The organism is Streptomyces sp. NPDC012474, from assembly GCF_042955185.1.
In the GTDB taxonomy this organism is placed as follows: domain Bacteria; phylum Actinomycetota; class Actinomycetes; order Streptomycetales; family Streptomycetaceae; genus Streptomyces; species Streptomyces cahuitamycinicus.
The window spans coordinates 1-26,287 of record NZ_JBIBEP010000007.1; the positions used below are offsets into that span (position 1 = coordinate 1).

Sequence of the window (26,287 nt, forward strand, 5' to 3'; positions counted from 1 at the left end):
CGTCTGTTCCGTGCGGGGCATGAGCGGGTGCTGTTGCTGGCGTCGTTCGCGTTCGACCCGTCGACGTATGCGTTGTGGGTGCCGTTGTTGCGTGGCGATCGGGTGGTGGTGTCCCCTCCGGGTGATCTGGAGGTGGCCACGGTGGCGCGGCTGCTGCGGGAGGAGAAGATCACCGGCCTGGACGTGCCGGCGGGTCTGTTCCGGGTGATCGCGGAGGAAGATCCGGAGTGCTTCGCCGGAGTGCCCGAGGTCTTCACCGGTGGTGATGTGATCTCCCCGACGGCAGTGCGACGGGTCCTGGAAGCCTGCCCCGACACCGTCGTCCAAGCGACATGCGGTGCCACCGAGACCACCCTCTTCGGCATGCACCACGCCCTCAGCTCGCCCGACCAGGTGGGCACCGTGGTCCCCATCGGCCGCCCGCTCGACAACATGCAGAACTATGTGCTCGACAACCGTCTCCAGCCCGTGCCCGTGGGAGTACCGGGGGAGCTGTACACCGCCGGTGCCGGTCTGGCGCGGGGGTATGTGGGCCGGGCCGGGTTGACGGCCGAGCGGTTTGTGGCGAACCCGTTCGGTGAGGCGGGCGAGCGGATGTATCGCACGGGTGATGTGGTGCGGTGGAACTCGGCGGGTGCGCTGGAGTTCGTGGGGCGGGCCGACAGGCAGGTGAAGATCCGTGGGTTCCGGGTCGAGCCCGGTGAGATCGAGGCGGTGCTGTCCGGCTGCCCGGGTATGTCCCAGGTGGCGGTGGTGGTGCGCGAGGCCGCTCCGGGGGACAAGCGGATCGTGGCCTATGTGGTGGGCTCGGTGGAGCAGGCGCGGGCCTTCGCCCGGGAGTCGCTGGCGGAGTACATGGTGCCGTCGGTGTTCATGGAACTGGAGCGTCTGCCGCTGACCCGCAACGGCAAGGTCGACCATTCCGCCCTGCCCGAACCGGTGTTCGCCGAATCGGCGGGTGGCCGCGGGCCGCGGACCGTGCTGGAAGAGGTCCTGTGCGGGATCTTCTCCCAGTTGCTGGGTGTGGACACGGTCAGCATCGACGACGGGTTCTTCGCCCTGGGCGGTCACTCCCTCCTCGCCACCAAACTCGTCAGCCGCGTGCGGTCCGTCCTCGGGGTCGACATTTCCGTACGGGAGCTTTTCGAGGCCCCGTCGGTGGCCGGGCTGGCCGCCCGCATCGAGAGCGCGCGGAGTCTCCCCGCCCGTCCGGCTCTGCGCACGGGCGAGCGGCCGGAACTGCTTCCCTTGTCCTTCGCGCAGCGGCGGTTGTGGTTCCTGTCGCGGGTCGAGGGCGCGTCGGGCACGTACAACGTGCCGTTGGTGGTGCGGTTTTCGGGGCTGCTGGACGTGGCGGCGCTGGAGGGTGCGCTCGCGGACGTGGTGGGGCGTCACGAGAGCTTGCGGACGGTGTTCCGTGAGGAGGGTGACAAGCCGGTCCAGGTCCTGCTGGAAGATGTCGCTCCGGCGCTGGAGGTGCGGGAGGTCTCCGCGTCGCGCCTGGAGGAGGAACTCGCCCGGGCGGGTGGCTGGACGTTCGATCTGGCTGCCGATATCCCCCTCCGCGCGGTGGTGTTCCGGGTGGACACAACCTTCGACGTCCTGGTGCTGGCGATGCATCACATCGCAACGGACGGGTGGTCGACGGGTCCGTTGATGCGGGATCTCGGGGTGGCCTATCGGGCGCGGTGTGCCGGCGGGTCTCCTGTGTGGTCCCAGTTGCCGGTGCAGTACGCGGATTACGCGTTGTGGCAGCGGGAGTTGCTGGAGCAGGTGGGTGAGGGGCAGCTGGCGTTCTGGCGTGAGGCTCTGCGGGGTGTGCCGGAGGAGCTGGCTTTGCCGTACGACCGGCCGCGGCCCGCGGTGGCGTCGTTCGACGGTGACTCGACGTCGTTCTCGGCGGATGCCGAAGCGCTGCGGGGACTGGAGGAGCTGGCCCGGCGTTCGGGCAGCACCCTGTTCATGGCCGCCCAAGCGGTGACCGTGGCACTGCTGAGCAGGATCGGCGGGGGTACGGACATCGTGCTCGGCACGCCGGTGGCGGGCCGCTCGGACGAGGCGCTGGACGATCTGGTCGGCTTCTTCGTGAACACGGTGGTCCTGCGGACGGACGTGTCGGGCGACCCGTCGTTCGAGGAGCTTCTGGCACGCGTACGGACCACCGATCTGTCGGCCCTGTCGCACCAGGACATGCCGTTCGAGCAGGTCGTGGAAGCCGTCAACCCGCGGCGCAATCTCGCTCGCAACCCCCTGTTCCAGGTGATGTACAGCTTCCAGGAAGAAGGCACGGAGAGCGGCGTGGTCGAGTTCGCGCCGCTGCTCGGTGAGCTGGACGGGACGGAGCTGAAGCAGTCCAAGTTCGACGCCCACGTCACGTTCACCGCTCGGCGTGACAGTGACCGTCAGGCGCTCGGGCTGGACATCCAGATCGAGTACGCGACCGCGCTGTTCGACCGCTCGACGGTGGAGTCGATCGGACGGGCGCTGACCGGTCTGCTGCGGCACGCGGTGGCCGATCCGCAGGTACCGATCGGGGCACTGGAACTGCCCCTGGCCGACGCGTTGGCCGAACGGTCCGCCGCCGTTCCGACGGTGACCGACTCGCCGTCCCCGTCGGCCGCGGACACCGGCGACCGGCACCACGAGATGCTGCTGTCGCTGTTCCGGGAGCTGCTGCAGGACGAGGAGATCGGCCCGGACGACGACTTCTTCGACCTGGGCGGACACTCCCTGCTCGCCGCCCAGCTGATCGCCCGGATCCGTGAGGCGACCGGTGCGGAGATCAGCATCCGGGAACTCTTCGAAGCACCCACGGTCGCGGGCCTGGCGCAGGCGATCGCCGCGGGCGGAGCCGCCGGCGCGGTGGCGGGCGCGCTGGCGCCCGTGTTGCCTCTGCGGTCCGGTGGTTCCGGCACACCGTTGTTCTGCGTGCACCCCGTGGCCGGCATCGGCTGGGTCTACTCCGGCCTGCTGCGCCACCTGGACACGGAACGGCCCGTCCACGCCTTGCAGGCCCGCGGGCTCACCGACCCGGACGGCAAGCCGGCCTCGCTGTCGGAACTGGTGGCGGACTACGTCAGGCAGGTCCGCACGGTCAGCCCGGAAGGGCCGTACCACCTGCTGGGCTGGTCCTTCGGCGGTGTGGTCGCCCAGGCCATGGCCACCGAACTGCAACGTGCCGGTGCCGAGGTGGCGTCGCTCAGTCTGCTGGACAGTTATCCGCCGGACCCCGCACACAGGTGGAACGAGCGGTTCGACCACGACGACCCGCGCGCGGCCGAGGAACTGGCCAGGTCACTGGGCGTGGAGCCGGACGCGCAGGAAGGCCCGCTCGCGGACCTGACACCGGCACAGCAGGAAGCGGTGCGGCATGTGTTCGTCGACAACCACGCCTTGATGGGCGAGGCGGACCCTGCTCTCTTCGACGGGGACGTGCTCTTCTTCCGCGCCACCGAGGACAAGCCGGCGGACGCGACGCTCCCCGAGGCATGGCTGCCCTGGGTGTCGGGCGAGCTGGTGGTTCACCCGGTCCCCAGTACGCACGGGGAGATGTGCGGCAGTGCCGCGCTGGGGGTTGTCGGGCCGGTCCTCGAAAAATGGCTCAGGTCCCACAGCGAATAGCGGAGAATTACCGAAAAGGAACCCTTGATGTTTCCAGTCGCGCTGATACCGCGGCTGGATACATCAGCCTTGCCAAATGCTTGCCGGGTGCTTTCGAGTGCGTTTCTGAGAGCATTGACAGTGCTCTTCCCGGGGAAATACTCTCGAATTCGCTGATTTCCTTCGAGTTTTTGCCTCGGATGCGGCGCCCTGTATTTCGGCAGCCCGCTGAAACAGCCACCGAGTGAGCATGGGCAACCAGGTGGAGCACCGCACACGGGCCTTCACGGCGCGGATGGACGCGTCCGCCTGACCCGCCGGCAGTCACCACGAGCAGCGAGAGGGACCGGGGATGACCAAGGCGCGGGAAGCTTCGACCGCATGACCACCGACGACACCAGGGCCCGTGACGCAACCCGGTTCGAGTGCTCCGTCGGCCGTCCCGCCGCCGTGTGGCCCGTACACCGGCGGGACGACCACCCACATCCGGGCCGAAGCCGAGCATCCGCACCTGATGACCCACGCCGTACCGGAGCGGCACGGACCGAGCGCCACCCGCCGTCTCGCGCCGACCGCCTGAGGAGCCAGCGACATGCCCATACCTGAATCCTTCGTCGACACCGGGCTCGACGACGACATCGGCCTCGACCTGACCGATCCCGCCACCTTCGTCGGTCAGGGCCTCGACGAGTTCTGGCAGCGACTGCGGACCGAGCAGCCGGTCGCCAGGCACCGGGCCACCGCCTCCGCCCCCGCCTTCTGGGTGCTCAGCCGCTACGACGACGTCATGGCCGTGATGAAGGAGGCGGAGCGTTTCGTCTCCCGGCACGGCAACATGCTCACCTCGCTGCTCAGCGGCGGCGACCCGGCGGGCGGCCGGCTGCTCGCGGTGATGGACGCCCCCCGGCACACGGCGTTGCGCACCACCTTGCTGAAGTCCTTCTCGCCCCGGGCGCTGCGCGGTGTCGTGGCGAAGGTGCGGGCGCGCGCCGAGGAGCGGGTCACCGCCGCGGTGGCCATGGGCGAGTGCGACTTCGCGGTCGAGGTGTCCGACCACGTGCCGATGGGCACGATCTGCGACCTGCTGGGTGTCCCCGACGGCGATCAGGCTGAACTGCTGCGGCTGAGCAAGCAGGCCCTCAGCTCCGACGAGGCCGGACAGTCCGCCGAGGACGCCTGGCTGGCCCGCAACGAGATCCTGCTCTACTTCGCCGAACTCGCCGCACACCGCCGTGCCGCTCCGCAGGACGACCTGATCACCGCGCTCACCACCGTCCAGGTCGACGGCGCGCCCCTTGCGGAGGAAGAGCTGGTCCTCAACTGCTACGGCCTGGTGCTGGCCGGCGACGAGACCGGCCGGCTGGCCGCCACCGGGACCGTCTGGAACCTGCTGCGGCACCCCGACCAGTGGGCCGCGCTGAAGGAGGGCCGGGTGGAAGTCGCCACCGCGGTCGAGGAGATCCTGCGCTGGACCAGCCCCGCCCTGCACGTGGGCCGTACCGCGGCGACCGATGTGCGGATCGGCGGGCGGACCATCAAGGCCGGGGAGGCCGTCACCGCCTGGAACGTCTCCGCGAACCGCGACGAATCCGTCTTCGCCGACCCCTACCGCTTCGACCTCGCCCGCACCCCCAACCGGCACCTCACCTTCGGTTTCGGACCACACTTCTGCCTGGGCTCCTACCTGGGCCGGGCGGAGCTGACAGCGGTCCTGGAGGCGCTGTTGCGCCGGGTCGACTCCATCGAGTCGCTCGGTGCGCCCAAGCCCGTCTACTCGACGTTCCTCCAGGGCTACAGCAGCCTGCCGGTACGGCTGCACGCTGCCGAGGACGGTGAGCGGTGACCGCCACGACCGCGCTCGGCAACCCGCGGGGGAGCGGCGTCGTGGGCGACGGACCGCTGCGCACCGCCCTGGTGATCGGAACCGGCCTCATCGGCACCTCGGTGGCGCTGGCCCTCCTGGACGCCGGGGTCCGGGTCTACCTCAGCGACAGCGACCCCGGCGCGGCCCGGACGGCGTTCGCCCTGGGCGCGGGCAGACTGGACCGTCCCGGCGTCCCGGTGGACCTCGCCGTGATCGCGGTGCCTCCGGCCCAGGTCGGCGCGGTGCTGGCGCGCGCCCAGGCGGACGGTCTGGCCCGCGCCTACACCGACGTGGCCAGCGTCAAGTGCCTCCCGCGCGAAGACGCCTCCCGGCTGGGCTGTGACACCGCCCTGTACGTGGGCGGGCACCCCATGGCGGGCCGGGAGCGCTCGGGGCCCTTCGCCGCGCGCGCCGACCTGTTCCGGGGCTGCTCCTGGGTGCTGACCCCGGACGCCGGCACGGCAGAGGAGACGGTCGCGCTGGCACACGAGCTGGTCGCGCTGTGCGGTGCCGCCCCGGTGACCATGACGGCCAGGGCCCACGACGAGGCCGTGGCCCTGGTCTCGCACGGCCCGCACCTGCTGTCTGCCCTGATGGCGGCCCAACTGCCTGCCGCCGAAGGTGCCGTGACGGGCCTGGCCGGTCAGGGCCTGCGCGACATGGTGCGGATCGCGGGCGGCGACGCGGGGCTGTGGTCGGACATCCTCTCGGCCAACGCACCGGCCGTCGCCGCGGTGCTGGAAGGTCTGCTGGTCGACCTGAGCGTCATCCTGCGAGCCCTGCGCGCCCTCGACTCCGAGGGCCGCCACGACGACTCCCTGGCCCGGCTGAACGATCTGCTGGAGCGGGGCAGGACGGGACACCGGCGGGTGCCCGCCAAACCGCACACCGCTCCCGTGACCACCGTCGGGCTCGAGGTCGTGGTGGGCGACGAACCCGGCACCCTGGGCCAACTGCTGGCCGAGGTCGGAGCGGCAGGGGTGAACGTCGAGGACCTGGAGATCGAGCACGACGCACAGGGCACCGCCGGCACGGTCACGCTCACCGTCGACGAGCGTTCCGCCCAGGACCTGGCCCTGGCCCTCGGCCAGGGCGGCTGGCGCTGTGCCCTGCCCGGCCTGGAAGCGACCCGTCCCGAACCGCTCGGACACTTCGCCCACACGAAACGAAAGCGAACCTCATCATGACAGAACGGCCCAGGAGCTCCAGGCGGACGAGCCCGCACCGTGGACGGGTGCTGCGTACCGAGTGGCTCAGCCCGCACATGGTCCGCGTGGTCCTCGGTGGCGAAGGGCTGGCGGACTTCTCGGTACGGGGATTCACCGACCACTACATCAAACTGCTCTTCCCGCCCACCGGTGTCGCCCACCCCCAGCCCTTCGACCCGATGGCGGCCGGCGCCGCGCCGTCACGCCGGCACCGGCCGGTGACCCGCACCTACACGGTCCGGCACTGGGACGAGCCCGCCCGCGAACTGAGCGTGGACTTCGTCCACCACGGCCATGACGGAGTGGCCGGTCCGTGGGCTGCCCGCGCGCGGCCGGGAGACGTGCTCCACTTCACCGGCCCCGGCGGTGGCTACGCCCCCGCACCCGACGCGGACTGGCACCTGCTGGCCGGCGACGAGAGCGCGCTGCCCGCGATCGCCGCGGCGCTGGAAGCCATGCCGGACGACGCCCGTGGCACCGCGTTCGTGGAAGTGGCCGACGCGGCCGAGGAAGTGGACATCAAGACGCGGGCGGCGGTGGACCTCGTCTGGCTGCACCGGGGTGGCGCACGGGTGGGCGAGCGGCTCACCGCGGCGGTCCGCGCCGCCGAGTTCGCACCGGGCACCGTACAGGCCTTCGTCCACGGCGAGGCACATTTCGTGAAGGCCCTTCGCGGCCACCTGCTGGGCGAACGTGGACTGGACCGCGCCCGGGCGTCGATCTCCGGGTACTGGCGCGGCGGGGCCGACGAGGACGGTTGGCAGGCGACCAAACACGAATGGAACTGACGTCGTGACCGTCACCGAAACCGCCCGCCTGCTCGCCGGACTGGGCCTCATCTGTGTCGTGGCGCACGGGTGCGGCCATCTCTTCGCCCGGCTGAAGCAGCCGCCCGTGATCGGAGAGATCGTCGGCGGCATCCTGCTCGGCCCCTCCCTGCTGGGCCTGTTCGCCCCCGAGGCGGGGCAGTGGCTGTTCCCCACGTCCGGGCCGGTGTCCTCCGCGGTGGACGTGGTCTACCAACTCGGCCAGCTGCTGCTGATGTTCCTGGCCGGTGCCGAACTGCACCTCCGCGTCGACCGACGGCAGCGGCGCACCGGCGTGCTCGTCGGGGCGGCCGGTCTGCTGGCGCCGTTCGCGGTCGGCGCACTGATCGCCGCAGCACGTCCCGCGTGGTTCACGGGCCCCTCCGGCACCACGGTGACCACCGTGCTGGTGGTGGGCCTGGCGATGTCGGTGGCGGCCATTCCGGTGATCTCCCGCATCATGATGGACCTGGGGATCCTGGACGCACCCTTCGGCCGGATCGTGCTCGCGGTGGCGGTCATCGAGGACGTCATCCTCTACGTCGTCCTGGCTATCGCCCTCGGCCTCGCGAACTCCGGTGAGGCCACGGGCCTGTGGCCGGCGGTGGGCAGCTCGGCCGTGGTGCCGTCGGTGGCGTACTACACCGTCGTCAGCGCCCTGTTCTTCGCCCTCGCCCTGTTCGCGGGGCCGCGCGTGTTCCGCCGGCTGGCGCAGCACCGCTGGAACCTCGTCGCCCGGCAGAGCCCGCTCGCGTTCCGGTTGGTCTTCCTCTTCGGCGTGGTGCTGTGCTGCATGGGATTCGGCATCAACGCGGTGTTCGGGGCCTTGGTGGCGGGCATGTGCGCGGTGCGCGGCGACCTGGCGACCGGCGAGGCGACGGCCGACGCACACGGTCAGCAAGTGTGGGGCGCCATCCGGCAGTTCTCGATGGCCTTCTTCGTACCTGTCTTCTTCGCGCTGGTCGGGGTCCGGCTCGACCTCGCGCGCAGCTTCGACGCCTGGTTCTTCTTGTGGTTCCTGGTGGTCGCGTGCGCCGTCAAGGCCGTCAGCATCTGGGGCGCCGCGCTGCTGGCCGGCGAGAGCCGGGCGGTCGCGGGCTCGCTGGCCGCCGCGCTGAACGCGCGCGGCACGGTGGGCGTGGTGCTGGCCGGGCTGACCTACCGGGCGGAACTGATCAACGAGAGGTTCTTCGTGGTGCTGGTCCTCGTCTCGCTGGTGACGTCCCAGCTCGCGGGCGCCGTGCTGGCCCGCACCGCGCCCAAGCTGCGGTCCTCGCGCGAGACCGGTCCGGTACAGGTGGAGGTCGGGTGAGCGGACCCGGCGTGCCACGCTTGCTGGTGGCGGTCCATCTGCTGGGCAGCGTCGGCTTCGGGCTGTACGCCTCCGGCAGCGCGGTCTACTTCACCCGCCAGGTGGGTCTGCCGGTCGTCCAGGTCGGCACCGGTCTCACCGTGGCGGGCCTGGTCTGGCTGCCCCTGTCGCTGTACATCGGACGGTTCTGTGACCGGATCGGCGCCCGCCGGGCCACCGTCGGGCTGGGCTGCGCGCAGGTGCTGTTGCTGGTGACGGCCACCGGGGTGCGCGGCATGGGGGAGTTCGTGGTGCTGGCCGCCCTGCTGGGCGCCTGCGTGCACGGCGGCTGGATCTGCCGGGAGGCGCTGGTCGCCGACCTGGTCGACCCGGCCGGCCGGGTCAGCGCCTCCGCCCGGCTGCGCAGCGTCTTCAACATCGGTGTCGTCGCGGGCGCCCTGGGGTGCGGCCTCGCGCTGTCCGTGGACAGCGCGCCCGGCTACCTGGGTCTGATCCTGGGCAGCGCGCTGGCCGAGGCGGCGGCCACCGTCTGCTGCCTGGGCCTGCCGGAGCGCCGCCGCGGGCAGGTCGTACGGCAGGACACGGTCCGGCTCCGGCAGGCCTTGCACGACCGGCCCTACCTCGCGCTCTCGCTGCTGTACGGCCTGCTCGCGGTCGGCGACATCGTGCTGCGGGTCGGTATCCCGCTGTGGGTCGTGGCGCACGCCGCCCTGCCCAAGGGACTGGGCGCCTGGCTGTACGGCCTCAACGCCGTCCTGGTGGTGGGCCTCCAGGTCCGGTTGAGCCGGGGCGCGGAGAGCTTCGCCGGGACAAGACGCCTGCTGCTCCTCTCCGGCACGACGGCCGCCGTCTCGTGCGCAGCCGTGGCAGCCGGCGGCACGGGCGGTGCGCTGCCCGGCACAGCCGCCCTGGTGGCGGCGGTCCTGCTGCTGTCACTGGCCGAACTGTGGAGCTCGGCGGCCGGCTGGAAACTCCGGTTCGACCTGGCGCCGGACCATGCGCAGGGCACCTGGGGCGGACTGTTCGCGTTGGGCAGTTCCGTCAACCTGGTCCTCGGCCCGGCCGCGGTCACCCTCCTCGTCTCGCACTACGGCGCCGCCGGCTGGCTGCTGCTCGGCCTGGGGTTCCTCGGCGTGGCGGCGCTCTGCCCGCCCGCCTTGGCCTGGGCCCTGCGCACCCGCCCTGGCCAACTCGCCGCCGTCCCCCACTGATCTGGTGAAACGGAGTCACCGAAGGATGGACCGTTCGACACCGCGGCCGCTGGACGTCGTGGACGCGATCCTCGCCGCAGCCCGCCGCCACCCGGACCGCCCGGCCGTCACCGACGGCGTTGAGACGTGGAGTTACACCCGGCTGCTGGAGCGTGCGCGCCGGGTCGAAGGGTTGCTGCGTCTGCGCGGTGCGGCGGCGGGCGACGTGGTGGTGGTCCAGGGGCGGCGCCGTCCGCACCTGGTGGCCGCGCTGCTCGGCGTTCTGCTCAGCGATGCCGCCTACCTGGCCATGACCGAGCAACCGCCGCCCGCCCGGCTGGCCCGTGTCCTCCGGCAGACCGCGCCGCGCGTAATCCTGGCGGACGACCGGGACATGTTCACCGACGCCCTGCGCGCGGAGCTCCCGCAGAACCCGGGAGGACGCGGGGACACAACGCCAGTGGTGGCGGACCACCGGGAGACCGCCGCACACCCACCTGCTCCCGACCCGTACCGGAAGGCCACCGCGCCGGACCGGCCGGCCTACGTGATCCACACCTCCGGCAGCACCGGCATCCCCAAAGCCGTCCTGATCGGCCGCGCCTCGCTCGGATGGCACGCCCGCGCGATCCGCGATCTGTTCGAACTCCAGCCGCAGGACCGGGTGTTGCAGGCCGCCTCGATCGACTTCGACGTGGCCGCCGAAGAGATCTGGCCCACCCTCTGCGCCGGTGCCTGCGTCGAGCTGCTGCCGGACGGCCTGGGCCGGACCGGCTTCGACCGGCTCACCGCGCTGGTGGGCGAGCGTCGCCTCACCGTCGTCAACCTGCCCGCCTCGTACTTCAGCGGCTGGGCCGCCCACCTCTCCCGTACCGGCGCCGCCCCCGGGACGCTGCGCCTGGTGGTGGCCGGCAGCGAGGAGATGCCCGTCGCGGCCGCCCGCCGGTGGTGCGCCGAACCGGACCGGCCCCGGCTGCTCAACGCCTACGGAGCGTCGGAAGCCACGATCACCTCGGTGGCGTGCACCCTGCTCCCGTACCTCGTCGAAGGCGCACGGGTGCCGATCGGCACCGCCCTGCCCGGCGTCACCACGGCCGTGGTCGGCGACGACGGCCTGCCCGTTCCGCCCGGCACCCCGGGCGAGCTGCTGCTCGGCGGGGCGGGCATCGCACTCGGCTACCTGGACGCGGACGACGGCTCACGCTTCGTCCGGAACGGCGCCGAGCGCTGGTACCGCACCGGCGACCGGGTCCGCGAGCAGAACGGGCTCCTGTACTTCCTCGGCCGGTCCGACGACCGGCTCAAGGTCAACGGGGTGCGCATCGACCCCGGTGAGATCGCCGCCCACCTGGCCGAGACGCCCGCGGTGACGGACGTCCGGGTGCTGCTGGTGGGCGACCGGCTGATCGGCTTCCTGACGACGGACGGCCCCGTCGACACGGGCCGGTTGCTGGACGACCTGCGAAGGGTCCTACCCGCGACGATGATCCCCGGCGAGCTGCTCGTCCTGCCCGAGTTCCCGCTCACCCCGGGCGGGAAGGTCGACCTGCCCGCGCTGGAGCCGGCCGCGGTCCGCCTCGCGGAAGCGGCGGCCCCGGGCCCCGGCGACCTGGTGCCGTTGCTGCGGCGCCTGTGGCAGGAGGTGCTCGGCGCACCCGAGATCGACGGCGACAGCGACTTCTTCGCCCTGGGCGGGGACTCACTGCTCGCCGCACGGCTGGCCGCCGCCCTCCACCGGGAGGCGGGCGTCCGCTGCCGGCTCCGGACGATCTTCGCTCATCCGCGGTTCGACGACCACGTCGCGCAAGTCCGGTTGCTCCTGGCCCCGGCGGGCCGAACCCCGATCGGAGTGCCATGACCAGTTATCCGATGACCTTCGAGCAGACCTCCATCTGGCTCAACGACCGGATCGGCCAAGGTGGTTCGCGGTACCTGGAGTCATGGGCATACCGGCTGCGGGGACCCGTGGAGCCGTCAGCGGTCGAGTCCGCGCTCACCGCGATCGTCAGCCGTCACGAAGGGCTCCGCAGCAGACTCGAACTGACCGACGCCGGCCCGGTGCAGACCGTGCTGCCACCCGCGCCGGTGCGGCTGGCACGACGAACCGTGCCGACGCACCGGCTGTCCGCGGTGCTGGCGCAGTCGATGGCCGAGCCGCTGCCGCTCGACGCCCCTCCGCTCCTGCGGGCCACCCTGCTGGAGATGGAGGACGCCGACGACGAGCACGTCCTGGCCGTGGTGCTGCACCACGCCACCATGGACGGTGCCGCTCTGCGGCTGCTGGACACCGAGTTCAGCGCCCTGTACAGAGCCGCGCTCGACGGCGGCGCGGATCCGCTGCCCATGGTGCCCCGCCAGATCGGCCCGCATGCCGCACTCCGCCACCGGGACGCGAGCGGCCTCGCGGACACCGCTGCCCACTGGCGTACCGCCCTGGACGGCGCGCCGCCCGAGACCGCCCTCCCCGGCGACCGCCCCCGGCCGCGCACCCTCGGACCGCGCGGCGGGGAGGTGGGCTTCCTCCTGGACCAGGAACTCACCGGGCGGATCGCCCGTCTCGCCCGGCACCTGAGCAGTTCCCCGCAGGCGGTGCTGCTGGCCGCCCTGACCGCGCTCACCCACCGGTTGACGGGCGCGCGCGACGTGGTGCTGGGCGTGCCGGTCTCCCTGCGCGACGAGCCTGACCTGGACCCGCTGATCGCCTGCCTGACCGAGGTGCTTCCGGTACGTCAGCTGCTCCACCCCGCCGACTCCTTCGCCGCTCTGGTGAACGAGACGCAGCTCGCCCTGCTGGACACCGTCGAGAACCGTGCTCTGCCCTTCACCCGGCTGCTCGGCGAACTCGGTGTCGAACGCACGCTCAGCCGGTTCCCGCTCTTCCAGATCGTGATGAACGCCGAGTCGGCGCAGGCCCCCGGGCTCGACCTCCCCGGCGTCACAGCCGAGCGACTGCACGTGCCCACCGGAACCGCCAAGTACGACCTGTTCTGCAACCTCACCCCGCAGCAGGGCCACTGGTCGGGAGTACTGGAATACGCGGCGGACCTCTACGATCACGACAGTGCCGTGCGGCTCGTCGAGCGCTACCGCACCCTGCTGGCCGACGCGGTCGCCCACCCCGAACGCCCGCTCACCGACCTGGCGCTGCTGCCCGCGGCGGAGGAGCGGGTGATCCGCTCGACCTGGACCACCGGGCGGCCGCCCCTTGAACCGCCGCTGGTGCACGAGCTGTTCACCGCACAGGCGCGCCGCACCCCCGACGCCCCGGCCGTCCTGCACGGCGAGCGACGGCTGACCTACGGCGAACTGGAGACGGCCTCCGCTGCGCTCGCCGCCCGGCTGGTCGAAGAGGGCTGCGCGGGCCGGCGGATCGCGGTCTGCGTGGGGCGCTCCCTCGCGCTTCCGCAGGCCGTCCTCGCCGTCCTGCGGGCGGGCGCCACCTGCGTCCCGGTGGATCCGTCCCACCCGGCCGAACGGATCGACTTCCTGCTCCGCGACAGCGGGGCCGCCGCCGTGGTCACCGACCGCCCGCTGCCCACCACCCTGCCCGTCGTCGGCCCGGACGCGCCGCCCGCCACGCTCGGACCGCTGCCGACGGCCGGCCCCGAAGACCTCTGCTACGTGCTGTACACCTCCGGCTCCACGGGCACCCCCAAGGGCGTGGGGATGCCGCACCGCTCCACCGCCGGCCTCATCGCCTGGCAACGCGCCGCCTCGGTGTGCGACGAGGGCTCGCGCACCCTGCAGTTCGCTCCGCTGAGCTTCGACGTCGCCTTCCAGGAGATGTTCGCCACCTGGGCCTGCGGCGGCTGTCTGGTGATGGCCGACGACACGTTCCGCACGGATCCCGAGCGTCTGTGCGACCTGCTCGTCGAACAGCGGGTGGACCGCCTGTTCCTGCCGTACGTGGCGCTGCGCCAGCTGGCCGAGTACGCGTGTGCCACGGGGTGCCGCCTGCCCGCGCTGCGCGAGGTGATCACGGCCGGGGAGCAGCTCTACGTCACAGACGAGGTGCGGCGCTTCTTCACAGACCACACCGACGCCGTACTGGAGAACCAGTACGGGCCCACCGAGACGCATGTGGTCACCGCCGAACGGCTGACCGGTCCCCCCGCGCTCTGGCCCGAACGCCCGACGATAGGCCGCCCCGTCCCGGGCGCACGCGTGTACGTGCTGGACGACGGACTGCGTCCCGCCCCGGTCGGAACGGTCGGCGAACTCTGCGTCGGCGGCCCCTCGCTCGCCGCCGGGTACCTGGATCGACCCCGGCCGACCGCCGAGCGGTTCCTCCCGGACCCGCACGCCCCGGCGGCCGGGTCCGGGGCACCGCACGCGGCGCGGGACACACCGTCCGGACGGCTCTACCGCACCGGTGACCTGGCACGGCTGCGGTCCGACGGCCGGATCGAGTACCTCGGCCGCCGCGACGACCAGGTGAAGATCCGTGGGCACCGCGTCGAACCGGCCGAGGTCGAGGCGGCGGTGAAGGCGTTGCCGCAGGTGCGGGACGCCGTGGTGGTGACCGCCGAACCAGGACCGGGCGCCGGACACCGGCTCGTGGTCGGCTACGTCGGCGACGTCGCGTCCGACGAACTGCGTGCCGCTCTGGCCGAGCGGCTGCCGAAGGCACTGCTGCCCAGCGCCTTCCTGCACGTGCCGCGCCTTCCGCTGACCCACAGCGGCAAGGTGGACCGCGCTGCCGTCGCCCAGGCATGGAGTGCCGCACCCGCCGACCGGCCGGCCGCCGCCGCGGCCTCCTTGCGCACAGCGGCCGAGCACACGGTCGCCGGCCACATGGCCGGGCTGCTCAACCTGCGGGAGACAGGTGCCGACGACGACTTCTTCCACCACGGCGGCGACTCTCTGCTGGCCGTACGCCTCGTCCTCGCGCTGCGCGCCGAGTTCGACGCCGGGATTCCCATGAACGCCGTCTTCACCGCACCCACCGTGCGGGCGCTGGCAGCGTTGGTGGAGGATCTGGAACCGACCGCACCGGGGCCCGTACCGCCCGGCGATCTGCTGCTGCCCGCCGACGTCCGGGCCGGTCCACCCGACGCCGGTACCCGCTCCGGGCAGCCGGAGGAAGTACTGCTCACCGGTGCCACCGGCTTCCTCGGCGCCTTCCTGCTGCGCGATCTGCTGGCCCGCACCACGGCACGGGTGCACTGCCTGGTGCGCGGCACCGACCGGGAACACGCCGAGAAGAGGCTGCGCGCCGCGCTGGAGGAGTTCGGCCTGTGGGACCCCGCCGTCCGGCACCGGATCACCGTGCACCAGGGCGACCTGGGCGCCCCCCGGCTGGGAGTCGGCGCGGCGGCCTTCGACCAGCTCGCCCGGCAGGTCGGAGCCGTCTACCACTGCGGGGCACAGGTCAACCTGGCCCATGCGTACGCCCAGGCACGGGACGCCAACGTGACCGGCACGGTGGAGGTGCTGCGGCTGGCCGCCGTCCGAGGCGTGCCCGTGCACCACATCTCCACGGTCGGGGTCTTCGCCGGTCCGGCTCTGGCCGGACGTGGCATCGGGCCGTACGAGCCGCTCGGCCGCCCCGAGCGGCTGGTGCACGGTTACACCCAGACCAAGTGGGTGGCCGAGCACCTGGTCGAGCAGGCCCGGCGGCGCGGTGTGACCGTCTCCGTCTACCGTCCCACCCGCATCTGCGGGGCGGTGAGCAACGGTGCCTGTCAGCGGGCCGACTTCCTGTGGCTGCTCCTCAAGGGCTGCGTCCAGCTGGGACTGGCACCCGCGCTCCCCGAGGTCGCCTTCGACCTCGTCCCGGTGGACTACGTCAGCCGGGCCGTGGTGGCCCTTTCCGGCAGCCCGCAGGCGGCCGGGCGTACCTTCCACCTCGCGAGCGAACGACTGCTGCCGTTCGGTGCCGCCGTGCACCGGCTGCGCGAGCGGGGGTACGCGCTGACGGAGGTGCCGGTCGACGCCTGGCTGCGGGCCGTTGCGGGCTCGTCCGGCAACGCCGCCTTTCCCCTGCTCGGCGCGTTCGGCGAGAACGGCGCGGACGAGGATCCCGAGGGCAGTGTCCGCTTCGACGCCACCGACACCCGGCGGCTGCTGGCCGGTACCGGCGTCAACTGCCCGGAGGTCGACGGCCCGCTCTTCGACCGCTACCTGTCCTACTTCCAGGCCGTCGGGTTTCTGCCCGGTCCCGGGAACGCCCGGTGAAGCCGCGCATTCTGCTGCTCGGCGGTACCGAGGCCGCTACCCGCAAGGCCGCCGACTGCGGACTGGACGTCGTGAACATCGACAAGCCGGCCCTCTTCGACCCCGCTGCCCGCGCGCACTGCGTCCAGACCCACCTGGTGGACTACCAGGACATCAGCCTGGTCACCGCGCTGGCCCGGGCCCTGCACGCGCACCGGCCGTTCCGGCGCGTGGTGAGCCAGACCGAGGCCGGTCCGCTGGTCGCCGGCCACCTCACCACGGCCCTCGGCCTGCCCGGCACCGGAGCGGCCACGGCGCGCCTGGTGCACGACAAGGCGGCCCTGCGCGCCCTGCTGACGGCGCGAGGGATCAGCCCGGTGGCCTTCCAGGTGGGCGCCTCGCACTCCGTGCTGCGAGCCTTCGCCGAACGGCACGGCGCCCTGGTGGTCAAACCGACCATGGCATCGGGGAGCCTGGGAGTGCGCAAGGTCCGCTCGCCGCGGGAGGTGCCGGAGGCGTTGGCCTGGCTGGCGGGCTTCGGCGTGGGGGAGTTCATGGTGGAGGAGCTGCTCACCGGCACCGAGATCAGCGTGGAGAGCTTCTCGGTCGCCGGACGCCACACCGTCCTCGCCGTCTCCCGGAAGGACAACGGCGGCGGTGTCGTGGCCCTCGGCCACGCTCTCCCGGCGCCGCTGTCGGCCGAGTGCGCGGCCGAGGTCGACGACGTGGTGTGCAGGATGCTCGACGCAGTGGGCCTGATCGACGGGCCGGCCCATACGGAACTGATTCTCACCGCCGACGGGCCCCGCGTCGTCGAGTCGCACCTGCGGTGCGCGGGCGGCCGGATCGGCGAGCTCGTCGAGCTGGTGCACGGCATCGACACCGAGCGGCTGACCTGCCAACTCGCCTTGCCCGACGGCGTACCGGAGCTCGCCCCGGCCGCCCGGGGCGGGGCGGCGGTACGCTTCCTCACCCCGCGGCCCGGGCGGGTACGCACGGTGGAGGGCCTCGCCGCGGCCCGGCGGGCCGCGGGCGTGGTCCGGGCGGAGGTGGGCGTCGAACCCGGCGCACTGGTCGAGCCGTTGCGCTGGTCCGAGGACCGCTGCGGTTTCGTGGTCGCCCGCGCCGGGGACGCGGCCACGGCCGAGCGGCGGGCCCGCCAGGCCGCCGCACTGATCCGCATCCACACCGAGCCTCTTCCTGCCGGGCCGACGACCACCATGCGCGACCTGCTGACAGCGGCCGACGAGGTTCTCGACCCCTTCGGCGCGACCGCCCCACAGCTGTTCGCCCCCGTGAGGAATCACGGTTGACGTGCCGAGCGGGGCGCAAATACCTTCTGGTTCGAGACAGTCGAGCTTGAATCGAAATCAAATTCCTTTCGACTGGCGGGCTCGTCCGGCATCCGGTGTCACCTGTGGAGAGCGCCACACCCTTTTCGGTCAGCCGTTTCTCCGTCCACTTTCACCTTGTTGAATGCGCTGCAATTCGCGGACCCGGCCACGAGTGCGCGGAGTTCACCCATGGGGGCAGATATGTTCGTCGCGCGACCGGGCACAGCGGATCAGCCGGATCCGGAACGCATTCCCCTATCCCTGGAGCAGCGACGACTCTGGCTTCAGGAACGGTCGGGTGGACCGAACGCGGTGAACCGTCTGACGATGGCCTGGACCCTGTCCGGGAAGCTGGACCGGGAGGCGCTGGAAGAGGCGCTGGCCGACGTCATCGGGCGGCACGAGGCGCTGCGCACGGTGTTCCCGGCTGCCGACGGGGTGCCGTACCAGCGCATCCTCCCGGTCGACGGGGCGTTTTGCGCACTGAAGGTGGTCGAGTCGGCCCGAGCGGAGTCGGCGGACTGCGCGTTCGACCTCGAATCGGAGATCCCGGTGCGGGCCCGGCTGTCCGTCACCGGGACGGACGAAGCGGTACTCGTGCTGGTCGTCCACCGCATCGCGGTGGACGACTGGTCGGCCGTGCCGCTGGTCCGGGACCTCTCGGTCGCGTACGCGGCGCGGCGCCGGAAACACGAGCCGCTCTGGGAGGAACTGCCGGCCCGGTACGCCGATCACGCACCGGGCCGGGCCGAGCCGCTCGGCTCGGCGCACGACACGGACGGCGAGCTGTCCCGGGGGCTGACGTACTGGCGTGAGGCGCCGGCCGGAACACCGGGGGAGCTGGGACTGCCGGTGGACCGGCGGCGTCCCCCCGTGGCTTCGCACCGCGGGCATCGCGTCGCCGTCACGGTGCCCACCGCACTTCACCGGGGCCTGGTCGCACTGGCGGGGGAGCGCGGAGTACCGCTGAGCGCGGTGCTGCGGGCCGGGATGGCGGTGCTGCTGTCCCGGTGGGGTGGCGACAGCGACGTGCTCGTCGGTTGGGTCGAGGCCGGGCGTACCGACAAGGAGCAGGACCGCTTCGTCGGCCGCTACGCGGACACGCGCGTGACGCGGATCGACCTGTCCGCGGAGCCCACCACGGCGCAGGTACTGGACCGGGTCCGGGAGGCGGAGCTGCGCGCCGCGGACCATCAGGACGTGCCGTTCGCCTTGCCGGCGGTGGAGTTCGACCCTGCCGGACCTCCGGCCGCCCACCCCCTGGTCCAGGCCGTCCTCACCCTCCGCGACCCCGCCACCGCCTCCCCCGCCGTATTCCTGGAGCTGCCCGGGGTCCGGGTGAGCCCTCTGGCCGTGGGGGAGCCGCTGACGGCCCACCACGTGGAGGTGGTTCTCGGCGAGGAGACCGACGACCAGGGTGCTCCCGCCGGTCTGCGCGGGCAACTCACCCTGGCGGCAGACCTGTTCGAGCCCGCCACCGCCGCGCGGCTCGCGGGCGGGCTGCTGCGGGTCCTGCACGGGATGGCCGACACCCCGCTGGCCCGGATCCGTGACCTGGACGTGGTCGACCCGGCCGAGCGCCGGCAGGTGGACGTGTGGAACGACACGGGGCTCGCGGTGTCCGAGGCCACGGTGCCGGAGCTGTTCGCGGCGCAGGCGGCCCGGACACCGGACGCCGTCGCGATCATGTGCGGTGGCGCCGAACTGACGTACGGGGAGCTGGACCTGCGGGCGGACCGACTGGCCCGTCGCCTGGCGGCGGAGCACGCCGTGGGCCCGGAGGTCTTGGTGGCGGTCCTCGCCGAGCGCTCCGCCGAGCTGATCGTGGCGATCCTCGCGGTGCTCAAGGCCGGCGGCGCCTACCTGCCCATCGATCCCGGCCACCCCGCCGAACGGGTCGTCCACATGCTCGACGACGCCCTGCCCGCCTGCATCCTGACCACCTCACACTGCCGGAGGACGGTGCCACAGGACTGCCACGTACCCCAGCTGCTGCTGGACGTGCCCGGGACACCCGAGGCGGGGGACACGCGGCAGGGGCGGCCGCCGGCACCCGTGCGCAAGGAGAACGCGGCTTACGTCATCTACACCTCCGGTTCCACCGGCCGGCCCAAAGGGGTGGTCGTCTCGCACGCGGGGTTCGCCAACCTGTCCGCCAGCCACGCGCGGTTCGGTGTGGAACCGGGCCACCGCGTGGCGCAGTTCGCGTCGGTCGGCTTCGACAACTTCTGCTCCGAGTGGTCGCTGGCCCTGCTGTCGGGAGCGGCCCTGGTGGTCGTGGACCAGGACCGGCGACTCGGCGCGGAACTGGCCGCGTTCATGAACGAACAGGCCGTGACACACGCCACGTTGCCCCCCGCGGCTCTGGCGACGATGCCGGACGGGGCGATCGGGACCGGAGTCGTCCTCGAGGTGGGGGGCGAGGCCTGCCCTCCCGAGGTGGTGGAGCGCTGGTCGGCGGGGCGGGTGATGTTCAACACCTACGGGCCCACGGAAACGACGGTGGACGCCACGTCCTGGCGCTGCCGCCCCGGACTGGAGTCGGGCACGGTACCCATCGGGGCTCCGATCGCGAACACCCGCGCCCATGTGCTCGACGACTCCCTCACTCCGGTGCCGGTCGGGGTGGTCGGGGAGCTGTACCTGGCCGGTGCGGGGCTGGCGCGGGGGTATCTGGGGCGGCCCGGGCTGACGGCGGAGCGCTTCGTGGCCTGCCCGTCGGGTGCCGCCGGTGAGCGCATGTACCGGACGGGTGACCGGGTGCGGTGGCGGGCCGACGGCAACCTGGAGTTCGTCGGCCGCGCGGACGAGCAGGTGAAGATCCGGGGCTTCCGGATCGAGCCGGGCGAGGTGGCCGCGGTACTGGCCGGGCATCCGGGGCTGCGCCAGGCGGCGGTGGTGGTCCGCGAGGACACCCCGGGGGACAGGCGGTTGGTCGCCTACGCCGTGCCCGCCGAATCCGACCGGTCGTCCGCCGAGGGCGGGCTGGCCACCGAGGTGCGGGGGTTCGCCGCCGAACGGCTGCCGGGATACATGGTGCCCGCGGCGGTGGTGCTGCTCCCCATGCTGCCGCTGACGCTCAACGGCAAGCTGGACCGCACCGCGCTGCCTGTTCCCCAGTACGGCGCCGGCACGGGCCGGGGGCCGGTCACCGCCCGGGAAACGATGCTGTGCGAGGCGTTCGCCGACATCCTGGGCGTGAGCGCGGTCGGGGCAGACGACGACTTCTTCGCACTGGGCGGCCACTCGCTGTCGGCGACCCGGCTGGCCAACCGGATCCGGGCCGGACTGGGCGTGGAGCTGCCCGTCCGGACACTGTTCGAGTCACCCACCCCGGCCGGCCTGGCCAGATGGCTGGGAAAGGCCGCCGCCGCCCGGACGCCCCTGGCGCCGCACGCCCGCCCGGAGCGGGTCCCGCTGTCGTTCGCCCAGCAGCGGCTGTGGTTCCTGTCGCGGCTGGAGGGCCCCTCGGCTACCTACAACATCCCCCTGATCATGCGGCTTTCCGGCCCGCTCGACGTGGAGGCGCTGCGGTCGGCTCTGGGCGATGTGGTGGCGCGGCACGAGAGCCTGCGGACCGTCTTCCCCGACGACGAGGGCACTCCCTGCCAGCTGGTCCTGGACGGCGAGCGGGCACACCCGCCGTTCGCCGTCACCGAGGCGGCCGGTCAGGAGCTCGGAGCGGCGCTGCGCGCGGTGTCGCTGCGGCCCTTCGACCTGACCCGCGATCTGCCCCTGCGCGCCGAGCTGTTCCGGACCGCGCCGACGGAACACGTTCTGCTGCTGGTGATGCACCATGTCGCCACCGACGGCTGGTCCACCCGGCCGCTGGCTCAGGACCTGGCGGCGGCCTACCAGGCGCGGTGTGCCGGTGCGGCGCCCGCGTGGCCCGAACTTCCCGTGCAATACGCGGACTTCGCCCTGTGGCAGCGCGCGCGGACCGACCTGGCGCCGGACGGCACCTCGTCGGACCTGTCCTTCTGGACCCGAGAACTGGCGGACCTCCCGGAGGAACTCGACCTGCCGTACGACCGGCCCCGGCCGTCAGCCGCCAGCTATCGCGGGGACACGGTGGCGATGACACTCGACGCGGACACGCACGCCGCCGTCGTCCGTCTCGCCCGCCGGACCCGGACCACCGTGTTCATGGTCCTCCAGGCGGCACTCTCGGCACTCCTGAGCCGGCTGGGCGGCGGTACGGACATTCCGCTGGGCACCCCGGTGGCCGGGCGTCAGGACGAGGCGCTGCACGATCTGGTGGGCTTCTTCGCCAACACGCTGGTGCTGCGCACCGACCTGTCCGGCGCCCCCACGTTCGAGGAACTGCTCGCCCGGGTACACGCCACCGACCTCGCGGCCTTCGCCCACCAGTCCGTTCCCTTCGAGCGCGTCGTGGAGGCGGTCAATCCGACCCGCTCACTCTCCCGCAGCCCCCTGTTCCAGGTCATGCTCGTCATGCAGACCGCCGACGAATACGATGCCTTCACCCTCCCCGGCCTGGCCGTCACGGTCGAGGAGGGCCGGACCGGAACCTCCAAGTTCGACCTGCTGTTCAGCTTCACCGAGTCCTACGCCGGCGGAGCGGCCGACGGCATCGACGGGGTCCTCGAGTTCTCCACCGACATGTTCGACGCCGCTACCGCGCACGCTCTGGCCGGCCGGCTGCTGTCCCTGCTCAGGGCCGTCCTGGCACGACCGGACCGCCCCGTCACCGAGATCGACCTGCTCACCGCGGGTGAACGGCGACGCGTGCTCACCGAGTGGAACGACACGGCGGTCGAGCTGCCGGCCGACAACCTGCCCGAGGCATTCCAGCGCCAGGTGGCCAGGACCCCGGACGCCGAGGCCGTGCTGACCGACGACGTCACACTGTCCTACGCCGAGCTGAACACGCGGGCCAACCGGCTCGCCCACCTCATGATCCGGCGGGGCATCGGCCCGGAGCGGTACGTCGCGGTGCGGCTGCCCAGGTCGGCGGACCTGATCGTCGCCTTCCTGGCCGTCCTGAAGACGGGCGCGGCGTACCTGCCCGTCGATCCGGCCTACCCGGCCGAACGCATCCGCTACATACTGTCCGACGCCCGACCGGTGCTGATGGTCACCAGCAGCGCTCTCGACCCGCTGCCCGACACACCCGACGCCCTGTTCCTCGACGACACGGACACCGTCCGTGAGCTGTCCCGCGAGGCAGCCACCGACCCCGCCGACGCCGACCGCACCACCCCGCTGCTGCCGGACACCAGCTCCTACGTGATCTACACGTCGGGCTCGACCGGCCGCCCCAAGGGCGTGGTGATGACCGCCGTCGCGCTGCGCAACCTGCTGGCGTGGAACGCCTCCGCCGTCGCCGTACGCGCCGGGGCCCGGGTGGCGCAGTTCAGCGCCATCAGCTTCGACGCCTCGGAGCACGAGATACTCTCCGCGCTGTTCAACGGCAAGGCCGTGTGCGTCCCGGACGACGAGACCCGCCTCGACCCGTCCGCGCTCGCCCGCTGGCTGGACCAGCACGACGTGGACGAACTCTTCGCACCGGACCTGGTCGTCGGCGCCGTCTGCGAGGCGGCGAGGGAGCAGGGACTCGCCCTCGACTCCCTGCGCCACGTCATGCAGGCCGGCGAGGCGCTCCGGTTGACGGGCGGCGTACGGGAGTTCCACGCCTCCCGCCCACACGTGCGGCTGCACAACCACTACGGGCCGTCCGAGACCCACGTCGTGACGGGCTACACCCTCCCCGACCGGGTGCCCGACTGGCCCACCGCGGCGACCGCGCCCATCGGAGCGCCGATCTGGAACACGAGGGCCTACGTCCTCGACCGCCGCCTCCGTCCGGTGCCGCCCGGTGTCTCCGGCGAGTTGTACCTGGCCGGTGTCTGCCTGGCCCGGGGCTATCTCAACCGGCCGGACCTGACCGCCGAGCGGTTCGTGGCCGACCCGTTCGGGCCGGAGGGGGCGCGCATGTACCGGTCCGGAGACCTGGTGCGCCGGCAGCCGGACGGCACGCTGGAGTTCCTGGGCCGTGCCGACGATCAGGTGAAGTTGCGCGGTTTCCGGATCGAGCTGGGCGAGGTCGAGTCGGTCCTGACCCGGCACCCGCGGATAGCCGCCGCGGCGGTCGTCGTCCGCGAGGACCGGCCCGGTGACCGGCGGCTTGTCGCCTATGTCGCGCCCCTCGCGGGGGGCTCCTCGCCCGAGGCAGGCGAGCTGCGCCGTCATGTCTGCGCCACGCTGCCCGACTACATGGTCCCGGCGGCGTTCATCAGCCTGGACGTGCTGCCGCTGACGATCAACGGCAAGCTCGACCGGCGGGCGCTGCCCGCCCCCACGTACGACGGCGTGCTGACCGGAGCCGCGCCGCGCGACGTGCGCGAGACGATCCTGTGCCAGGCGTTCGCCGACATCCTCGGGCTGCCCGAGGTGGGGATCCACGACAGCTTCTTCGAGCTCGGCGGGCACTCCCTGCTCGCCACCCGCCTGGTGAACAAGGTGCGTTCCCTGTTGGAGGCGGAGGTGACGATCCAGGCGCTCTTCGAGTCCCCGACCGTGGCCGGTCTGGCGGAGAGGCTGCGGGACCGCGCTCCCGCCCGTCCGGCCCTGCGCCGGCGCCGGGCCCGTCCCTGACGAGGGCTCGCCGGCCGGTGTGATCCGGCCGGGTGCCGACCGGATCACCCGCGGGTCGGCTCGCGCGGCACCCGGCGGACCCGGCGGGCGGTATCAGCACCATGCGAGGGCGAGGCGTGCGAACGCGGACCTGCCGCGCCCGCCACGACGACTCTCGCCGTTCAGGCGAGGAAGTTCCTCAGTCGAACAGCCGGATCGGCGCCCGCTGAGCAGTCGTCGCGCGGCCGGGACGCCGGCGGGCGACGGCGCGGACAGCGGCGGGCCCCACGGCCGACGGGCGGCAGGCACGGTGTGCGCGACACGGGATCTTCGCCCCGCGAACCCGTCCGTCAGGATGACGGGACGTCGGTCGGGGCGGATTCCTCCCGCGCCTTGCGCAGGGCGTCGTCGATGCGGTCGGCACCGGTGAGCACGGCGACCAGGACGGTCATCACGGCGAGGACGATGGCTCCTGCGACGAAGGGGGCACGCAGCCCCGCCACCGTCGCCAGCCAGCCGCCCAGCAGGGCGCCCAGCGGTGCCGCGCCGACGCCCAGCATGCGGTTCGTGGCAGAGACCCGGCCGGTGAGGTGGGCGGGGACGATGGCCTGGGACACGGACGGCACGAGCACCATGGTCGCCGACATGGCCGCACTGCAGACGGCCATCGAGAGGCCCGCGGTGACCGGCCCGCCCGACAGACCGAGGCAGAGCTGGGCCACCGACTCCACCGCGGCCGTGACCGTCAGCGCGTGACCGGTCTTCATCCGGGAGCCGAGCAACCCGGCGAGCGCGGTGCCGACCAGGCCGCCGACGGCCTGGGTGGCGAGCAGGAAGCCGAAGCCGCTGTTTCCGATGCCCAGGGTGTGATGGGCGTAGAGGACCAAGACCGCCTCCCCGCCCGAGAAGGCGAGGTTGCCGACCGCGAACCGCAGGGCGAGGCCGAGGAGGATGCGGTTGCCGAAGACGTAGGCGGCGCCGTCGCGGGCGTCCCGCCACAACGAACGCCGCTCCTTGACCGGGGCCACCGGCTGGGCGGGCAGCTTGCGGATGAGCCACCCGCTGAGCAGGAAGGAGAGGGCGTCGAAGGCCAGCGGGACGGCCCGGCCGAGGGCGAAGAGCAGACCGCCCAACGGCGGCCCGGCGAACTCGCTGGTCGCCGTCTGCGCGCCCTGTTTCAGGGTGTTGGCGCGCCGCAGACTGGGGAGGTCCCGATCGAGCAGCTGGGGTAAGTAGGCCGAGGAGGCGGTGTCGAAGAAGATCTGCCCGATGCCCAGCGCGAAGGCCACGGCGATGAGGAGCTGGAGGCTGGCCGCGCCCACGGCGGCCGCGACGACCAGTCCCGACAGCAGGGCGGCACGTGCCACGTCGCTGATCCACATGACCCGGCGCCGGTCCCAGCGGTCGACCAGCGCGCCGCCGAGCAGCCCGAACGGCAGCCATGGGAGCAGGGAGGCCGCGGTCACCAGGCTGAGTGCGAACGGGTCGGTCGTGAGGGAGACGGCGAACAGGGGCAGGGCGGCGATGTAGACGCCGTCGCCGAGGGAGGACAGTGCCGAGGCGAACCACAGGCGGCTGAAGGCGGGAGGCAGGCCGTCGTGGAATCTGCGCAGCGGGATCACGCGTGCTCCTCGGGTCGGAAGAAGGCCAGGGCGAGCGTGGCCGGGGGCTCCGCCGGGTCGGACGCCGCGGAGATCTCCTCCACCAGGGCCTCCAGACGGGCGGTGAATTCTGCGTACTTGTCCTTGCTCAGCCGTGCCTGGTGCATCCGGACCAGGCGCGGCGACCCGCTCGGCGCAGCCTCCAGATCGGCCAGGGCGTGCCGCATCACCACGTTGGGTGCGCCCTGTTCGGGCTCGGGCAGCCTGATCCGGCTGCTCGTCCGGGCGTAGTAGCGCTCGGTGACCCCCCGGACCTTGCGGGTGCGCACCACGGCCACAAGGCCCGCCTTCTCCAGCAGACGCATGTGGTAGCTCGCGCTGCCCTTGGCGATGCCCATCCGGGCGGCGACCTGGGTGATGGTCGCGGGCTGGTCGCGCAGGAGGCGGAGGATGCGATGGCGGACGAGGTTACTGACGGCGCGCAGTTGCAGTTCGTCACTGATCTGCAGGGGCTCGTCCTGGCCGGCAACCGGCTGTTCTTCTGACACGGCGCAATGGTCAACGACTCTTGACCATATTGTCAACGTGCTCTCCGGCCGGGCCCCAGGCGCCGGAAAAC

At 72.5% G+C, this 26,287-nt stretch carries 12 protein-coding genes; 10 read left to right on the forward strand and 2 right to left on the reverse strand.

Annotation, left to right across the window (positions count from 1 at the left end; genetic code table 11):
* The 10 genes from ACFY9S_RS17320 to ACFY9S_RS17365 form a co-directional block, all read left to right on the forward strand.
* Nucleotides 1-3,621 (forward strand): alpha/beta fold hydrolase (locus tag ACFY9S_RS17320; protein ID WP_391128845.1); only part of this gene is annotated, 3,621 nt, incomplete at its 5' end.
* Nucleotides 3,622-4,192: 571 nt separating this feature from the next.
* Nucleotides 4,193-5,443 carry a cytochrome P450 gene (locus ACFY9S_RS17325; protein WP_391128848.1) on the forward strand — a complete coding sequence of 417 codons (1,251 nt, stop codon included), beginning with the start codon at nucleotides 4,193-4,195 and terminating at the stop codon, nucleotides 5,441-5,443.
* A gap of 56 nt (nucleotides 5,444-5,499) precedes the next feature.
* Entirely contained in the window at nucleotides 5,500-6,651 is a 1,152-nt protein-coding gene (locus ACFY9S_RS17330) for a prephenate dehydrogenase (protein WP_391129562.1), read from the forward strand.
* A complete protein-coding gene (locus tag ACFY9S_RS17335) occupies nucleotides 6,648-7,460 on the forward strand; it encodes an SIP domain-containing protein (protein WP_391128852.1) in 813 nt (270 codons plus the stop codon). Before ACFY9S_RS17330 ends, ACFY9S_RS17335 begins: the two co-directional genes overlap by 4 nt.
* Before the next feature lie 4 nt (nucleotides 7,461-7,464).
* Nucleotides 7,465-8,790, forward strand: a complete 1,326-nt coding sequence (locus ACFY9S_RS17340; RefSeq protein WP_391128855.1) for a cation:proton antiporter — start codon at nucleotides 7,465-7,467, stop codon at nucleotides 8,788-8,790.
* Nucleotides 8,787-10,001 (forward strand): MFS transporter, encoded by a 1,215-nt coding sequence (locus tag ACFY9S_RS17345; RefSeq protein WP_391128858.1) that lies wholly within the window; start codon nucleotides 8,787-8,789, stop codon nucleotides 9,999-10,001. Before ACFY9S_RS17340 ends, ACFY9S_RS17345 begins: the two co-directional genes overlap by 4 nt.
* Nucleotides 10,002-10,026: 25 nt before the next feature.
* A complete protein-coding gene (locus tag ACFY9S_RS17350; protein WP_391128861.1) occupies nucleotides 10,027-11,838 on the forward strand; it encodes an AMP-binding protein in 1,812 nt (603 codons plus the stop codon).
* On the forward strand, nucleotides 11,835-16,157 hold the full coding sequence (locus ACFY9S_RS17355) for an amino acid adenylation domain-containing protein (protein WP_391128864.1): 4,323 nt from the start codon (nucleotides 11,835-11,837) through the stop codon (nucleotides 16,155-16,157). The genes ACFY9S_RS17350 and ACFY9S_RS17355 overlap by 4 nt, the downstream gene beginning before the upstream one ends.
* Entirely contained in the window at nucleotides 16,154-17,449 is a 1,296-nt protein-coding gene (locus ACFY9S_RS17360; RefSeq protein ID WP_391128867.1) for an ATP-grasp domain-containing protein, read from the forward strand. Before ACFY9S_RS17355 ends, ACFY9S_RS17360 begins: the two co-directional genes overlap by 4 nt.
* 222 nt (nucleotides 17,450-17,671) lie before the next feature.
* Complete coding sequence (locus tag ACFY9S_RS17365) at nucleotides 17,672-24,088, forward strand: amino acid adenylation domain-containing protein (protein ID WP_391129565.1); 6,417 nt, start codon at nucleotides 17,672-17,674, stop codon at nucleotides 24,086-24,088.
* A 329-nt stretch (nucleotides 24,089-24,417) separates the two neighbouring features.
* Here ACFY9S_RS17365 and ACFY9S_RS17370 read toward each other — a convergent pair whose 3' ends face one another.
* Nucleotides 24,418-25,689 carry an MFS transporter gene (locus ACFY9S_RS17370; RefSeq protein ID WP_391128870.1) on the reverse strand — a complete coding sequence of 424 codons (1,272 nt, stop codon included), beginning with the start codon at nucleotides 25,687-25,689 and terminating at the stop codon, nucleotides 24,418-24,420.
* On the reverse strand, nucleotides 25,686-26,216 hold the full coding sequence (locus ACFY9S_RS17375; protein WP_391128873.1) for a helix-turn-helix domain-containing protein: 531 nt from the start codon (nucleotides 26,214-26,216) through the stop codon (nucleotides 25,686-25,688). The genes ACFY9S_RS17370 and ACFY9S_RS17375 overlap by 4 nt, the downstream gene beginning before the upstream one ends.
* Nucleotides 26,217-26,287: the final 71 nt, after the last annotated feature.

What these genes read in the sequence shown, in the direction of transcription:
- ACFY9S_RS17350 (WP_391128861.1), top strand. Translation starts at nt 10,027, where the DNA reads ATGGACCGTTCGACACCGCGGCCGCTGGACGTCGTGGACGCGATCCTC.
- ACFY9S_RS17325 (WP_391128848.1), top strand. Translation starts at nt 4,193, where the DNA reads ATGCCCATACCTGAATCCTTCGTCGACACCGGGCTCGACGACGACATC.
- ACFY9S_RS17355 (WP_391128864.1), top strand. Translation starts at nt 11,835, where the DNA reads ATGACCAGTTATCCGATGACCTTCGAGCAGACCTCCATCTGGCTCAAC.
- ACFY9S_RS17365 (WP_391129565.1), top strand. Translation starts at nt 17,672, where the DNA reads ATGTTCGTCGCGCGACCGGGCACAGCGGATCAGCCGGATCCGGAACGC.
- ACFY9S_RS17335 (WP_391128852.1), top strand. Translation starts at nt 6,648, where the DNA reads ATGACAGAACGGCCCAGGAGCTCCAGGCGGACGAGCCCGCACCGTGGA.